The following is a 14,010-nucleotide window of genomic DNA, read 5'->3' as shown; positions in this document are numbered from 1 at the left end:
GTATGTGTGCCGGGGCGGCGCACGTGCGTGGGCCAGCGGGCCACGCCAACGACAACGCCCGGCACGAGGCCGGGCGTTGTCTGGACGAGTACGGCGGGCGCGTCAGTTCGATGCCTCGGCCGGGTCCGGGGCCAGGCCACGCTTAATCAGCAGCGGCTCGATCCGCGGCTCGGCGCCGGTGAAATCGACGAACAGCTGCTTGGCATCCTTGCTGCCGCCACGCGACAGCAGGGTGCTGCGCAGACGGTCGCCGTTCGCACGGGTCAGGCCGCCGTTCTGCTCGATCCACTGCACCGTGTTCGCGTCCAGTACTTCCGACCAGATGTAGGCGTAGTAGCCGGCCGCATAGCCGCCGTTGATGTGGCTGAAGTACGGCGTGCGGTAGCGCGGCGGCACCGGCGGATAGTCGAGGCCGGCGGCCGCGAGCGCGGCGGCTTCGGTCGCCATGACCTGATCACCGCTCGGCAACTGGTCGGCCGGCAGCTGGTGCAGGTACTGGTCGAGCATCGCGGCGCCCAGATACTCGGTGGTCGCGAACCCCTGGTTGAACTTGGCCGCAGCCTGGACGCGCTCGATCAATTCGGCCGGCATCGCCTCGCCGGTCTGATAGTGCTTGGCGTAGTTGGCGAGGATCGACGGCCAGTCGGCCCACATTTCGTTGACCTGCGACGGGAACTCGACGAAGTCCCGCGGCACGCTGGTGCCGCTGAAGAAGGGGTACTTCACGTCCGAGAACATGCCGTGCAAGGAGTGACCGAACTCGTGGAACATCGTGGTCACCTCGTCCCAGGTCAGCAGCGTCGGCTGGCCGGCCTGCGGCTTGGGGATGTTCTGGTGGTTGGCGGTGACGGTGAGCGTGCCCTCGAGTTCCGACTGCGAGACATAGGAATTCATCCACGCGCCGCCGCGCTTGGACGCGCGCGCGTACGGATCGAAGATGAAGATCGCGAGCGGGCTGCCGTCCTCGTTGAAGACGTCGTAGGTCCAGGTGTCGGGGTGGTACTTCGGCAGGTCGGTCCGCTCCCTGAACGTGATGCCGTAGAACTGGGTCGCGGCGAAAAACACGCCGTTCTCCAGCACGTTCTTCATCTCGAAGTACGGCTTGATCTGCGCGTCGTCGAAGCTGTATTTGTCCTGGCGCACCTTCTCGGTGTAGTAGGCCCAGTCCCAGGGCTCGAGCTGGAAGGTCGGCTCGCCCTTGGCCGCCTGCTCGCGGTCGATCATGGCCTGCAGTTCGGCAGCCTCCTGCCGGGCGTTGGCGACGGCCGCCGGCGCCAGCTGGCCCAGCATGCTGTTGACCGCCTCCACCGTGCCGGCGGTCGAGTCCTCGAGAATGAAAGTCGCCTGGTTGGGATAGCCCATCAGGTTCGCGCGCTCGGCACGCAGCTTGAGGATGTCGGCGATGACCTGGGTGTTGTCGTACTGGTTGCCGCGGCTGCCGCGGTTCACCGACGCGGTATGGATGCGCTCGCGCAGGGCGCGGTTGTTGACCTGCGGCAGCACCGGCTGGCCGGTCGTGTTGAGCAGGGTGATGACGTACTTGCCGTCGAGGCCGCGGGTCTTCGCCTCGGCGGCGGCCGCGGCGATCTGCGCATCGCTCAGGCCGTCGAGTTCTTCCCGGGTCTCGACGACAACGGCCGAATCGTTGACCTCCGCGAGCACGTTCTGGCTGAAGGTCGTGCCGAGGCGCGCGGACTCGGCGTTGATCCGGCGCATTTCCTGCTTCTGCGCTTCGGTGAGGTTGGCGCCGGCGCGGACGAACATCGTGTGGTAGCGCTCGACCAGGCGCTGGCTTTCGGCATCGAGCCCGAGATTGCCGACGTTCTTGTACAAGGTGTCGATCCGCGCGAAGAGCTGCGGGTTGAGCATGATCGCGTCACGATGCGCGGCGAACTTCGGCGCGTACTCGGCATCGATCTTGCGGCGCGTGTCGTTGGTGTCGGTGCCGTTGAGGCTGCCGAAGATCACCCGGGCGCGCGAGAGCAGCTTGCCCGAGCGCTCGAGCGCGATGATGGTGTTCTCGAAGGTCGGTGCCTCGCGATTGCGCGCGATCGCCTCGATCTCGCGCAGGTTCTCGGCCATGCCCGCGTCGAAGGCCGGGGCGAAATGCGCGTCCTGGATGCGGTCGAAATGCGGGTACTGCAGGTCGAGCGTGCTCTCGACGAACAGCGGATTGTCGGCCGGGCGCTGGGCGCTCGCGGCCTGCGCGGTGGTGCTGCCGGTGCCGGTCTGGGCGAGGGCGGGCAATGCGGAGACGGCGAGAACCGCGCACAGGGCGGCGGCGAGCGGGTGCTTCAGCAAGGGGACTCTCCGGATGACAGGACCCGCTAGGCTAGCCCATCGCCTTGGACCACCGCCCGTGCCGGAAGTCGCGCGCGGCCAGCCCTTGGAAAATCAGGGTGTTGCACGCCTCACTTGATACAGGGCCGCAGATCGATGGCGCGGCGGCGACGCCTGTCGCAGACTCGGCGCTTCCACAGGAGACCGCCATGCCCTGCGCATTCGACTTCGAGGCGACCACGCTCGAGGGCCAACACCAGCCGCTGTCGGATTTCGCCGATCGCGTGCTTCTGATCGTCAATGTGGCCTCACGCTGCGGGTTTACGCCGCAGTACGCCGGCCTGCAGCAGTTGTGGGCGGATTACAGTGGCCGCGGGCTCGTCGTGCTCGGATTTCCCTGCGACCAGTTCCGCCACCAGGAGCCGGGCGACGCCGCCGACATCCGCCGGTTCTGCGCACTGAACTACGCCGTCGACTTCCCGATGTTCGCCAAGGTCGAGGTCAACGGACCGGGCGCGCATCCGCTGTGGGCGTGGCTGGCGCAGCAGAAGCGCGGGGTCCTGGGCACCCGCGCGATCAAGTGGAACTTCACCAAATTCCTGGTCGGCCGCGATGGCCAGGTGCTGCGGCGGTTCGCGCCGTCGACGCCGCCATCCGCGCTGCGGTCACCGATCGAGCAGGCGCTGGCCGCAACGGCCTGAACACCTCGGCGTTCAGCGGATGATCGTGACCGGGATGTCGGTCTGCGCGATCACCTTGGTCGACACCGAGCCGAGCAGCACGCCCTGCACGGCGGTGCGTCCGTGCGAGCCCATGACGATCAGATCGGTCCGCCGCTTGCGTGCCACTTCCAGAATGGTGTCGGCGACCTCGCCCACGGCATGGACCTCGTCCACGGCGAGCTTGCTGCGCTTGAGCGTGGCCCGGGCCGGGGCGAGCGCGTGTGCGTGGTTGGCCGCATGGTAGTCGGCCACGGCCTGCGCGCCGATCCGGCGCTCGACCCCTGGAAACACGGGCGGGTCCACGTGCAGAACGGTGACGGCCCCCGGCTTGGCGAGCTGCTTGGCCAGGTTCAACGCGTACTTGAGCGCCCGCAGGCTGATGTCGCTGCCGTCGACGGTGACGAGAATCTTCATGTGCACTCCCCGGAAACTGCGGGGAGTGTAGTCCGGCGCGCGGCTACTTTTCGACGAAGGCGCGTTCGAAGACGTACTGACCCGGTGTGCCGATGCGCGGCGCGGCCTCGAACCCACGTGCGTCCAGCAGGTGGCGGAAGTCGGCCAGCATCTGCGGGCTGCCGCAGATCATGGCGCGGTCATGCGCCGGATCGAGCGGTGGCAGGCCCAGGTCGGACGCCATGCGCCCGCTGTCGAGCAGCTCGGTCAGGCGGCCGCGGTGACTGCGCCCGCCGAACTCGAAATCCTCGCGGGTGACGGCCGGGTAGTAGAGAAGTTGCTTCGACATCTGCTCGCCGAGGAACTCGTGATGCGGCAGCTCGTTGACGATGTAGTCGCGGTAGGCCAGATCCTGCGGCGTGCGCACGCCATGGGTGACGACGACCTTGTCGAAGCGCTCGTAGGTCTCCGGATCCTTGATCACCGACAGCCACGGCGCGAAGCCGGTCCCGGTGCCCAGGAGGTAGAGATTGCGCCCCGGATGCAGATCGTGGATCAGCAGCGTGCCGGTCGGCTTGCGTCCCACCAGGACGCGATCACCCGGCCGGATGTGCTGCAGGCGCGAGGTCAGCGGGCCGTTGTCGACCTTGATGCTGAAGAACTCCAGCTGTTCCTCCCAGTTGGCGCTGGCGATCGAATAGGCGCGCAGCAAGGGCTTGCCGTCGACCTCCAGCCCGATCATCACGAACTGTCCGTTCTCGAACCGGAAACCGTCGTCGCGGGTGGTGGTGAAGCTGAAGTAGGCGTCCGTCCAGTGGCGGACGTCCAGCACTGTTTCGGTGCCAAAAGCGGCTGACATGGCAAGCAGGCATCGCGCGGGGAGCCGCCCATCATAACAGACCGATGAGACCGGTTCTCATCTGATGGACGGCGCCGCATCGGCGTCAGCGTGGCCCGCGTTCCTCGTTCGGCCGGGCGCGGCGGTCACCGAGCAGGGCGCTGAGCACGATGGCGATGCCGAGCGAGGCACCGGTGAGGAACAGCAGCATCGCGATCGCCGGATAGCCGAACAGCCGTGGGCCGTCGGGGTTGTCCATCATCATCGCCGACGCGACGATCAGCGCTGCGGTCACGATGCCCGCGGCGATACGGTTGGCGATCTTGTGCAGGCTTTCGAGCAGATGCGACTCCTCGAGACCGGTGACGCGCATCTGCAACCGGTTCTCCGACAGCAGCGACAGCACGTTCGACACCTTGCGCGGGGCGTCGCGCACCAGTTCCTGCAGGTCCATCATCTCGCTCGCCAGACTCGCCGGCGACAGCGATTTGCGCAGGCGCTTGCGCATCATGTCGTTGAGGTGGTCCTCGACGACACGCTTCATGTCCAGCTCGGGATCGAGCGCCGTCACCACCGATTCCAGGTGCAGCAGGGTCTTGCCGAGCAGGCTCATCTCGGGTGCGGTGCGCAGCCCGCACGCGGTCGCCAGGCGCACCAGGTCGAGCATCAGTCGGCCTTCGGTCTGCCCGGTGGCGCCCGTCTGCGCGGCATACCGGGCCACCAGCTGCCCGACGTCGCGGTAGTAGCGCTCCTCGTCGAAGTCCTCGAGGCGCGTGCCCATCGCGATGCCTTCGGCCGCCACCTGTTCGCCGCGTCCGTCGACAGCGGCGAACAGGAGTTTGAGCAGGCGCTCCCGGGTGCGTGGCGGCACGTGGGCCACCATGCCGAGATCGAGCAGGCCGAGGCGACCGTCGCGGGTGTAGAGCAGATTGCCCGGGTGCGGGTCGGCGTGGATGTCGCCGTGCACGAACACCTGATCCAGATAGCCGTGCAACAGCGAGGTCGCCAGCGGCCCCATATCGTGTTCGGTGCGCTGCAGGCCGCTGATGTCGGTGACCTTGGTGCCCTCGACCAGTTCCATGGTCAGCACCCGCGCACGGGTGAGGTCCCAGATCGGCTTGGGCACGAACAGCGTCGGATAGGCCTCGAAGTGGGCGTCGAAGCGATCGAGATTCTCGGCTTCGACCCGGTAGTCGAGCTCGGCCAGCAGCGTGCGGCGGAATTCGTGCACCCAGTCGGCGAAGCGGATGCGGCGGCCCACGTCGGTCACCCGGTCGACGCCGCCGGCGAGGCGGGCGAGGGTGTCGAGATCGTCGCGGATCTGTTCGACGATGCCGGGGCGCTGCACCTTCACCGCCACGCGCCGGCCGTCGCGCAGCGTCGCACGATGGACCTGCGCGAGCGATGCGCAGCCCAGCGGCGTTTCTTCGAACGTCTCGAAGATCTTGCTCACGCGCACGCCCAGCGCCTCTTCGACCGCGTCGTGGATCACCTCGAAGGGCAGCGGCGCGACATCGTCCTGCATGCGCTCGAGCGCGGCGATGTAGGCCGGCGGCACCATGTCCGGTCGTGTGGACAAGGCCTGGCCGATCTTGATGAAGGTCGGGCCCAGGGCTTCGAGGTCGTCGACGAAGGCCTCCGGCTTGCCGTCGTCGCCGGTGTCGATGTCCGACGTGGCGGGGTCGATGTCGACCCCGGAGAGCACGCCCGCGCGGCGGTACTTGATCAGGAAACGCAGGATCTGCGCATTGCGCGCGAGCACGCGGCTGGTATCGGTCATCGGTGGGGCTCCCTTCGGTGCAGGCAGCCTACGCACCGGACCGTCAAGGCCGGCTCACGGACACCGGCCGGTGGCGTCCCCGGCGAGGCCGGCGGCGCCTCAGCCGATCTGGGCGAGCACGTGTTCGGCCGACGACACCTTGAATTCGCCGGGCGCCTCGACGAACAGCTGACGCACCACACCGTCCTCGGCGTACAGCGCGAACCGCCGCGCGCGCAGCCCCATGCCGTACGCACTGGCGTCCATCTCGAGGCCCAGTGCACGGACGAACTCCGCGTTGCCGTCGGCGAGCATCTGCAGGCCGTTCGGGACGTCGACGCTTTCGCCCCAGGCCTGCATGACGAAGGGATCGTTCACCGCCACACAGGCGACATCGATGCCGCGCTTGCGGAACTCGTCGAAGCGCTCGACGTAGCCGGGCAGGTGATGCTCCGAGCAGGTGGGGGTGAACGCGCCCGGCACGGCGAACAGGAGCACCTTCTTGCCGGAGAACAGGGTCGGCGTGTCGATGATCCGGACGCCGTCGTGGATGTGCTTGAGGGTGACTTCGGGAATGGTGTCGCCGATCTGGATGGGCATGGCGGGGGCCGTCCGGGGGAGAGTGAACGAAAAGTCTATCCGGTCGCCGCAGGCGGCGAGGTGACCGCTTGAAACCGCGCGGGTGATTCCCAGATCGTGCGCATCGCGGCCCCGGCCGCACAGCCATGCGGAGCCAGCATCATGCGACACGATTCCAGCAGCGGGCGTTCCCACAGCCCGACCCGTCACGAGCGCAGCCTGCACGAGGACATGCGCCGCTTCTTCGACCAGTTCGTCCAGTCCGGTGACGGCCACGACACCTCGTCGGTGGTCACCAGCCAGTGGGTGCCGCGCGTCGACATCCACGAGGAGCGCGACCGTTTCGTCATTCTCGCCGACCTGCCGGGTCTGGAGCCGGAGGACGTCGAGATCTGGATGGACAAGGGCATCCTCAGCCTCAAGGGCGAGCGTGTGACCCGTCCTGCCGAGGCCGGCGAGGGGCAGGGGCGCGAGAGCGACGTCCGCTTCTCGCGGATGGAGCGCGTCAGCGGCCGGTTCCATCGCCGGTTCGCGCTGCCCGACAGCGCCGACGCCGACGCGGTGACCGCGAGCGGACGCAACGGCGTGCTCGAGATCAGCATCCCCAAGCGGCCGGAAACCACGCCGCGGCGTATCCAGGTCGGCCCGGCGTCGCCGTCGGAGCCGACGGGCTGAGTCCGGCCGCCGACGTCCGTCCGCGCCGTGATGCGGTGCGGACGGGTCACACCTGACGCGACGGCCTGCAGGTATCCTGCGGGCCGTCGCCGTTTCGGCGTTCCCCTCTGCCGCGGCCCGGTCAGGCGCCGCCCCGGACAAGACCACGATGCAGTTCAAGGATTACTACGAAATCCTCGGCGTCGAGCCCAACGCGGGCGATGCCGAGATCAAGACCGCCTACCGGCGTCTCGCCCGCAAGTACCACCCCGACGTCAGCAAGGAGGCCGGGGCGGAGGAGACGTTCAAGTCGGTCAACGAAGCCTACGAGGCCCTGCGTGATCCGGAGAAGCGCAAGGCCTTCGATCAGCTGCGTGCGCGCGGCTACCGCACCGGTGACGAGGTGCAGCCGCCGCCGGGCGGTTTCGGCGGCTACGGCGGCGGAGGCGGCGCGGATTTCGACGAGATCTTCGCCGGCGGTGGCGCCGGCGGCGGTTTCAGCGATTTCTTCGACGAGCTCTTCCGCCGCCGCGGCGGTGCGGGATTCGGCGGCGGCGGCGTGCCGCCCGGCGGCGCACCCCGCGGCGACACGCGCGCGCGGCTGGCCGTGCCGCTGGAGACGGTCTATCGCGGCGACAGCGTGCGCGTGCCGGTGCTGGGCAAGACGTTCGATGTGCGGATTCCCAAAGGCGTCCGTCCGGGGCAGGTGATCCGCCTGCCGGGCAAGGGCCAGCACGGCGGCGACCTGCTGCTCGAGATCGAATATGCCGCGCATCCCGACTTCGACGTCGACGGCCGCAACATCGTCCACGCGTTGCCGATCGCAGCCTGGGACGCCGCGCTCGGCGCCACGGTGAGCGTGGCCACGCTGGGGGGGCGCGTCGAGCTCAAGATCCCGCCGGGTTCGGAGACTGGACGCAAACTGCGTCTGCGCGGCCGCGGCCTGCCCGGAACGGGCGGCGCTGCGGCGGGCGATCAGCTGATCGAACTCGATATCGAAGCGCCACCGCCGCGCACGCCGGAACAGACGGCCGCGTACGAGGCCTTGCGGCAGGCATTCGCGCGCGGAGACGTGGGCGAGCGCTGAGCGCGAACCGTGCGGTGGAGAGGCGGGGGCAGGCAGCGCCTGCCCGGCTCGTTGCAGTGAGCGACGCGTGCCGGACGAGGACCGGCACGCGCGACGGCTCAGTCCGGGCTGGAGCCGGACGGTGAGGCGCCTGCGCCCGTGCCGATCGTTTTGGCGATCGCGTCGGACAGCTCCACCTCGCTGAAGGGCTTGGTGAGATAGGCCTTCGCGCCCTGGCGCATGCCCCAGACCCGGTCCGTGTCCTGGTCCTTCGTGGTCACCAGCACCACCGGAATGTGGCCGGTCGCGGGGTCGCGGGTGATCGAGCGCGTCGCCTGGAAGCCGTTGAGGTTCGGCATGACGACGTCCATCAGGATCAGATCGGGCAGCTCCCGCTTGGCCGCGTCCACGCCGGCCTGACCGTCCTCGGCCGTGAGCGCTTCATGCCCCAGTTTTTCGACGATGCGACGGATGCCCATCAGCTGTGAGGGCGAGTCGTCGACGATCAGAATGCGCGCCATTGTGTCCCCTTCAAGAACCCGGAATTCTAGCTCGCATTCAGCGTGCCCACGCACCTCCGACCTTAAAGCGTGACGAGCGTCCTGCCCTGCGAACCGCCTGCGAGCATCCGTTCGAAGACGCCCGGCAGCTCGGACAATGCGATGTCCTGCGTGCATATCGTGTCCAGATGACGCGGCTTCCAGTCGTTGGCCAGGTAATGCCAGACCGTGTCGCGAATCGCGCGCGGGGTCCCGGCCGATGCGACACCGAGCAGAGAGACACCGCGGATGATGAAGGGCATGACCGTGGCGTCGAGCGCTGCGCTGGCGGCGAGCCCGGCGGCGGCGACGTTGCCGTAGGGGACGGTCTGCGCCAGCAGGCTGACCAGCATCGGACCGCCGACGTTGTCGAGGCCGCCACCGAAGCGCGCGGACTCCATCGCGCGGGTGGTCGCGAGCGCATCGCGGCCCAGCACCGCCGAGGCGCCGATCGATTCGAGATAGCGCGTCTGCTCGGGTTTGCCGCTGACCGCGTGCACCTCGTAGCCGGCGGCACTGAAGATGTCGACCGCCAGCGAGCCGACGCCGCCGGTTGCGCCGGTCACCACCAGTGGACCCAGATCCGGCGTCTGCCGGTTCTCCTGCATGCGCAGCAGGGCCAGCGCCGCAGTGAAGCCGGCGGTGCCGAGGATCATGCTGTCGCGCAGACTCAGGCCCGCCGGCACCGGCACGGCCCAGCGGGCCTCCAGACGCGCGTACTGGGCGTAACCGCCGTCGCGTGTTTCCGATAGGCCGCTGCCGGTGACGAGCACCGCGTCGCCTTCCTTGAAGGCGGGATCGCGCGACGCGACGACATGGCCGGCCACGTCGATCCCGCCGACCAGCGGGAAGCGGCGCAGGATCTTGCCCTGCCCGGTGCCGGCCAGCGCGTCCTTGAAGTTCACCGACGAATGCGCGACCCGGATGTCGATGTCGCCGTCGGCGAGGTCGTCCATCGCGATCTGTTCGATGCCGCTGCGGTAACCGGCGTCGTCGTTGTGGATACGGAAGGCGTCGAAGCGGGCGGGAATGGACATCCGTAGAACCTCGGTGGTGTCAGACGAGGTCAGGATACAGGGCGTGCCCGTCGGGATTCGCGGATTCGATGCGCCGGATCGTCCGGAGACATCGTCACGCGTCCAGGCGTTTTTTTTTCGCGGATGATCGTGGCGTCCATCGAGGCGCGGATTTCGAACAGCGGGCTGCGGTGGATGCGATGCCGGGACGTGACGCCAGACGCGAGATCGCTGCGGTGTGCCGGAGATGCTCGACGGCATCGGAGCGGGCGCCATCGTGGGCCTGCCGCGCGCGGCGCTGGCGAGGATGCGGGTGCAGGGAAGGCAATTGCGCATCGGGGCGCCCGCGCATCGGGACGCAGAAGCATCGCGCGCAGCGCACAGTACGCCTGTCGCGCTGCGCCGCGAACATGCATCGCCGGACGATCGAACTGGACCCCAGCCTTCGCCGGGACGGCGTGCGCGGCATCGCGGGGGCTTAGAAGGCGTCGGACCCAACGTCATCCCGGCCAACGCCGGGGTCCAGCTTCGCGGACGAAATCATCGAAGCGGAGATGGCGCGGTGCCCGACCCCCGGGGCGATGCGACGCTTGGCGCGATCAATCCGCTGACCGGACCCTCACTTCATCACGTTCCGCCGCCTCTCATCGATCCACTTGCTCGCCTGCGCCGGCTCGTACGCGCGCATCCATGCCAGCATCTGGTCGATGTCGCTGCCGTACCAGAGGTCGGCGCGCTGGTCGGGATGCAGGAAGCGTTCCTCGACCATGCGGTCGATCATGCCGATCAGCGGCGCGTAGAAGCCTTCGATGTCGAGAAATGCACAGGGCTTGTTCCCGATGCCGAGCTGGCGCCAGGTCAGCATTTCGAAGATCTCCTCCATCGTGCCGAAGCCGCCGGGCAGGGCGACGAACCCGTCGGAGAGCTCGAACATGCGCATCTTGCGCGCGTGCATCGAGTCGACGATCTCGAGCTCGGTCAGGCCGCGGTGCGCGACTTCCCAGTCGGCGAGTTGCTGCGGAATCACGCCGGTCACCTCGCCGCCGGCATCGAGCACGGCGTTGGCCACGGTGCCCATCAGGCCGACGTTGCCACCCCCGTAGACCAGGCGCAGCCCGTCCCTGGCGAGTCGATCGCCGAGCGCCATCGCGCGTTCGGCATAGACGGGTTTGCTGCCGGCATTGGAACCGCAGTAGACGCAGAGGCTTTTCATGGGCGTTGGGATTCGGGAGTGGGGAGTCGGGATTCGAAAAATGCAAACGCCGGGCTGGGCCCGGCGTTCGTCATGAGAGCCGGGGATGGTCGGATTGGGCTCTCTCGAATCCCCAATCCCGATTCCCCAATCCCGTCGCTCGATCAGTTGGCCTTGTGGATCGACCGCTTGTCCACCGCCATCGCGGCGTCGTGCACCACTTCCGACAGCGACGGATGGGCATGGCAGATGCGGGCGAGGTCGTCGGCCGAGCCGCTGAACTCCATCGTCAGCACGCCTTCGTGCACGAGCTCGGAGACGTTGGCGCCGACGAGGTGCATGCCCAGTACGCGGTCGGTTTCGGCGTGCGCCAGCACCTTCACGAAACCCGCCGGCTCGACCATCGCCACCGCGCGGCCGTTGGCCGCGAACGGGAAGCTGCCGGCCTTGTACGGGATGCCCTCGTCCTTGAGCTGCTGCTCGGTCTTGCCCACCCACGCGAGCTCCGGCTCGGTGTAGATGACCCACGGAATCGTGTCGAAATTGACGTGACCCGGGAGGCCGGCGATGAGTTCGGCCACGGCGATGCCTTCCTCGAAGCCCTTGTGCGCGAGCATCGGACCCCGCACGCAGTCACCCACCGCCCAGACGCCGTCGACGCCCGTGTGGCAATGCGCGTCGACCTCGATCTGACCGCGCTCGGTGAGCTTCACGCCCGAGCCCTCGGCGAGCAGGCCCTTGCTCGCGGCCTTGCGACCCACGGCGACCAGCAGCTTGTCGACGGTGAGCGTCTGCTCGCCGTCCTTGTCGGCGTAGCTGACGACGACTTCCTTCTTCTTGCCCTTGCCGGTGACTTCGGTCTTGGAGACCTTGGCGCCGAGCTTGATGTCGAGGCCCTGCTTCTTGAATTCCTTCAGGGCGACCTTGCCGACTTCGGCATCGGCCAGCGCGAGGAAGTCGGGCAGGGCTTCGAGAATGGTGACCTCGGCGCCGAGACGCTTCCACACGCTGCCGAGCTCGAGGCCGATCACGCCGGCGCCGATGACCGCCAGGCGCTTCGGCACCTCGGTGAAGTCCAGGCCGCCGACGTTGTCGACGATGGTGTCGCCGTCGAACTTCGCGAACGGCAGTTCGATCGACTCCGAGCCGGCCGCGATGATGACGTTGGTGCCGGTGAGTTCGACGTCGCTGCCGTCGTGCTGCTTCACCTTCACCAGGCGATCGGCGTGCAGCGTGGCGAACCCGTAGTACGGGGTGACCTTGTTCGCCTTGAACAGCATCGCGATGCCGCCGGTGAACTGCTTCACGATCTTGTCCTTGCGGCCGATCATCGCCTCGACGTCGATCTTCGCGTCCTTGAAGCTGATGCCGTGGTCGCCAAAGATGTGGCCCATGTTCCAGAACTGGCGCGAGGAATCGAGCAGCGCCTTCGACGGAATGCAGCCCACGCGCAGGCAGGTACCGCCCAGGGCGGGCTTGCCGTCCTTGCCCAGCGCGGCGTCGATGCAGGCGACCTTCATGCCCAGCTGCGCGGCGCGGATCGCGGCGTGGTAGCCGGCGGGGCCGGCACCGATGACGACGACGTCAAAGTGTTGGGTTTCGCTCATTTCATTCGCTCAAATCGGGAATGGGGATTGGGGATTCGGGATTCGGACCGACGAGCTTCAGCGTTGCCGAATCCCGAATCCCGAATCCCGAATCCCGTGCTTCTGGGAATTACATTCCCAGAAGCATGCGATGCGGGTTTTCCAGCTGGTTCTTGATGTCGACCAGGAACAGCACCGCGTCCTTGCCGTCGATGATGCGGTGGTCGTAGGACAGCGCGATGTACATCATCGGCGCGGCGACGATCTGGCCGTTCTCGACGATCGGGCGCTCCTTGATCGAGTGCATGCCGAGGATCGCCGACTGCGGCGGATTGACGATCGGTGTCGACATCAGCGAGCCGAAGGTGCCGCCATTGGTGATGGTGAACGTGCCGCCCTGCAGATCGTCCAGGCCCAGCTTGCCGTCACGCGCCTTCTTGGCGTAGTCGACGATGCCCTGTTCGATCTCGGCGAAGCCCTGGCGCTCGACGTTGCGCAGGACCGGCGTCACCAGGCCACGGTCGGTGGATATGGCGACCGAGATGTCGGCATAGCCGTGGTAGATGATGTCGTCGCCGTCGACCGAGGCGTTGACCACCGGGTACTTGGCCAGGGCATTGGCGGCGGCCTTGGCGAAGAAGCTCATGAAGCCGAGCTTGACGCCGTGGTCCTTCTGGAACTGTTCGCCCAGCTCCTTGCGCAGCGCCATCACCTTGCCCAGGTTGACCTCGTTGAACGAGGTCAGCATCGCGATCGATTCCTTCGACTGCATCAGGCGCTCGGCGATGCGCTTGCGGATGCGGGTCATCGGCACGCGCTCTTCCGGACGCGCGCCGCCGGACACGCCCGGGGTCTTGCCCGCGGCGTAGTTGATCAGGTCTTCCTTGGTGACCGCGCCGCGGCGGCCGGTGCCCTCGACCTGCGAGGCGTCGATGCCCTTGGTCTCGGCGGTGAAGCGCGCACCCGGCGGCAGACCATCGTTCTTGCCCGAAGCCTGCGGCTTGGTCGAGGCCGGCGCCTTGTCGTCGGCCTTCTTCGCCTCGGCTCGGGGCTGCACTTCCTCGGCGCCCGCGGCCGGCGCCTGCGTGTCCTTCGCGCCCGATTCGGCGGCCGGCGCGTCGGCGGCGGCGCCTTCCTCGATGATCGCGATGACCTGCTGGCTGTTGACCGTCGCGCCTTCCTCGAACTTGATCTCCTTGATCACGCCGTCGACGGTCGACGGCACTTCGAGCACGACCTTGTCGGTTTCCAGGTCGACGATGTTCTCGTCGCGCTTGACCGCGTCGCCGGCCTTCTTGTGCCAGGTGGCGATGGTCGCGTCGGAGACGGATTCGGGCAGGACCGGGACTTTGATTTCAGTGGCCATGTGGCTTCCTGGAAAAGCGT

13 protein-coding genes are annotated in these 14,010 nt (G+C 67.7%); 3 read left to right on the top strand and 10 right to left on the bottom strand.

What is annotated here, in order from left to right:
• Nucleotides 1-102 precede the first annotated feature (102 nt).
• Complete coding sequence (locus PQS31_RS01030; RefSeq protein ID WP_272761432.1) at nucleotides 103-2,298, bottom strand: M3 family metallopeptidase; 2,196 nt, start codon at nucleotides 2,296-2,298, stop codon at nucleotides 103-105.
• A 191-nt stretch (nucleotides 2,299-2,489) separates the two neighbouring features.
• Here PQS31_RS01030 and PQS31_RS01025 point away from each other — a divergent pair, with 191 nt between their 5' ends.
• Nucleotides 2,490-2,981, top strand: coding sequence for a glutathione peroxidase (locus PQS31_RS01025; protein WP_272760823.1), 492 nt, complete (start codon nucleotides 2,490-2,492; stop codon nucleotides 2,979-2,981).
• 12 nt (nucleotides 2,982-2,993) lie between these two features.
• Here PQS31_RS01025 and PQS31_RS01020 read toward each other — a convergent pair whose 3' ends face one another.
• The 4 genes from PQS31_RS01020 to PQS31_RS01005 form a co-directional block, all read right to left on the bottom strand.
• Nucleotides 2,994-3,416 carry a universal stress protein gene (locus tag PQS31_RS01020; protein WP_272760822.1) on the bottom strand — a complete coding sequence of 141 codons (423 nt, stop codon included), beginning with the start codon at nucleotides 3,414-3,416 and terminating at the stop codon, nucleotides 2,994-2,996.
• A gap of 43 nt (nucleotides 3,417-3,459) precedes the next feature.
• On the bottom strand, nucleotides 3,460-4,254 hold the full coding sequence (locus PQS31_RS01015) for a ferredoxin--NADP reductase (RefSeq protein WP_272760821.1): 795 nt from the start codon (nucleotides 4,252-4,254) through the stop codon (nucleotides 3,460-3,462).
• Nucleotides 4,255-4,339: 85 nt separating this feature from the next.
• Nucleotides 4,340-6,013: an AarF/UbiB family protein gene (locus PQS31_RS01010; RefSeq protein WP_096208761.1), complete on the bottom strand. Its 1,674-nt coding sequence runs from the start codon at nucleotides 6,011-6,013 to the stop codon at nucleotides 4,340-4,342.
• A gap of 99 nt (nucleotides 6,014-6,112) precedes the next feature.
• Nucleotides 6,113-6,592, bottom strand: a complete 480-nt coding sequence (locus tag PQS31_RS01005) for a peroxiredoxin (RefSeq protein WP_272760820.1) — start codon at nucleotides 6,590-6,592, stop codon at nucleotides 6,113-6,115.
• A 141-nt stretch (nucleotides 6,593-6,733) separates the two neighbouring features.
• On the opposite strand from PQS31_RS01005, the gene PQS31_RS01000 reads away from it, so the two are divergent.
• On the top strand, nucleotides 6,734-7,246 hold the full coding sequence (locus PQS31_RS01000; RefSeq protein WP_272760819.1) for an Hsp20/alpha crystallin family protein: 513 nt from the start codon (nucleotides 6,734-6,736) through the stop codon (nucleotides 7,244-7,246).
• Between the two features lie 148 nt (nucleotides 7,247-7,394).
• Nucleotides 7,395-8,312 carry a DnaJ C-terminal domain-containing protein gene (locus PQS31_RS00995; RefSeq protein WP_272760818.1) on the top strand — a complete coding sequence of 306 codons (918 nt, stop codon included), beginning with the start codon at nucleotides 7,395-7,397 and terminating at the stop codon, nucleotides 8,310-8,312.
• Nucleotides 8,313-8,410: 98 nt separating this feature from the next.
• Here PQS31_RS00995 and PQS31_RS00990 read toward each other — a convergent pair whose 3' ends face one another.
• The 5 genes from PQS31_RS00990 to sucB all read right to left on the bottom strand — a co-directional run bounded on the left by PQS31_RS00990 (nucleotide 8,411) and on the right by sucB (nucleotide 13,990).
• Nucleotides 8,411-8,812, bottom strand: a complete 402-nt coding sequence (locus PQS31_RS00990; RefSeq protein ID WP_272760817.1) for a response regulator — start codon at nucleotides 8,810-8,812, stop codon at nucleotides 8,411-8,413.
• A gap of 62 nt (nucleotides 8,813-8,874) precedes the next feature.
• Complete coding sequence (locus PQS31_RS00985) at nucleotides 8,875-9,867, bottom strand: YhdH/YhfP family quinone oxidoreductase (protein WP_272760816.1); 993 nt, start codon at nucleotides 9,865-9,867, stop codon at nucleotides 8,875-8,877.
• A gap of 598 nt (nucleotides 9,868-10,465) precedes the next feature.
• Nucleotides 10,466-11,059 carry a TIGR00730 family Rossman fold protein gene (locus PQS31_RS00980; RefSeq protein WP_272760815.1) on the bottom strand — a complete coding sequence of 198 codons (594 nt, stop codon included), beginning with the start codon at nucleotides 11,057-11,059 and terminating at the stop codon, nucleotides 10,466-10,468.
• A gap of 143 nt (nucleotides 11,060-11,202) precedes the next feature.
• On the bottom strand, nucleotides 11,203-12,645 hold the full coding sequence (gene lpdA, locus PQS31_RS00975) for a dihydrolipoyl dehydrogenase (RefSeq protein WP_272760814.1): 1,443 nt from the start codon (nucleotides 12,643-12,645) through the stop codon (nucleotides 11,203-11,205).
• Nucleotides 12,646-12,754: 109 nt separating this feature from the next.
• A complete protein-coding gene (gene sucB, locus PQS31_RS00970; RefSeq protein ID WP_272760813.1) occupies nucleotides 12,755-13,990 on the bottom strand; it encodes a dihydrolipoyllysine-residue succinyltransferase in 1,236 nt (411 codons plus the stop codon).
• Nucleotides 13,991-14,010: the final 20 nt, after the last annotated feature.

The organism is Luteimonas sp. BLCC-B24 (assembly GCF_028550595.1).
GTDB lineage: Bacteria > Pseudomonadota > Gammaproteobacteria > Xanthomonadales > Xanthomonadaceae > Luteimonas.
The sequence above is the reverse complement of the archived record's forward strand: the minus strand, read 5'-3'. Positions and strand labels throughout refer to the sequence as shown.

Coding starts and splice junctions, on each gene's coding strand:
- PQS31_RS01025 (WP_272760823.1), top strand. CDS start 2,490: ATGCCCTGCGCATTCGACTTCGAGGCGACCACGCTCGAGGGCCAACAC.
- PQS31_RS01020 (WP_272760822.1), bottom strand. CDS start 3,416: ATGAAGATTCTCGTCACCGTCGACGGCAGCGACATCAGCCTGCGGGCG.
- PQS31_RS01015 (WP_272760821.1), bottom strand. CDS start 4,254: ATGTCAGCCGCTTTTGGCACCGAAACAGTGCTGGACGTCCGCCACTGG.
- PQS31_RS01010 (WP_096208761.1), bottom strand. CDS start 6,013: ATGACCGATACCAGCCGCGTGCTCGCGCGCAATGCGCAGATCCTGCGT.
- PQS31_RS01005 (WP_272760820.1), bottom strand. CDS start 6,592: ATGCCCATCCAGATCGGCGACACCATTCCCGAAGTCACCCTCAAGCAC.
- PQS31_RS01000 (WP_272760819.1), top strand. CDS start 6,734: ATGCGACACGATTCCAGCAGCGGGCGTTCCCACAGCCCGACCCGTCAC.
- PQS31_RS00995 (WP_272760818.1), top strand. CDS start 7,395: ATGCAGTTCAAGGATTACTACGAAATCCTCGGCGTCGAGCCCAACGCG.
- PQS31_RS00990 (WP_272760817.1), bottom strand. CDS start 8,812: ATGGCGCGCATTCTGATCGTCGACGACTCGCCCTCACAGCTGATGGGC.
- PQS31_RS00985 (WP_272760816.1), bottom strand. CDS start 9,867: ATGTCCATTCCCGCCCGCTTCGACGCCTTCCGTATCCACAACGACGAC.
- PQS31_RS00980 (WP_272760815.1), bottom strand. CDS start 11,059: ATGAAAAGCCTCTGCGTCTACTGCGGTTCCAATGCCGGCAGCAAACCC.
- lpdA (WP_272760814.1), bottom strand. CDS start 12,645: ATGAGCGAAACCCAACACTTTGACGTCGTCGTCATCGGTGCCGGCCCC.
- sucB (WP_272760813.1), bottom strand. CDS start 13,990: ATGGCCACTGAAATCAAAGTCCCGGTCCTGCCCGAATCCGTCTCCGAC.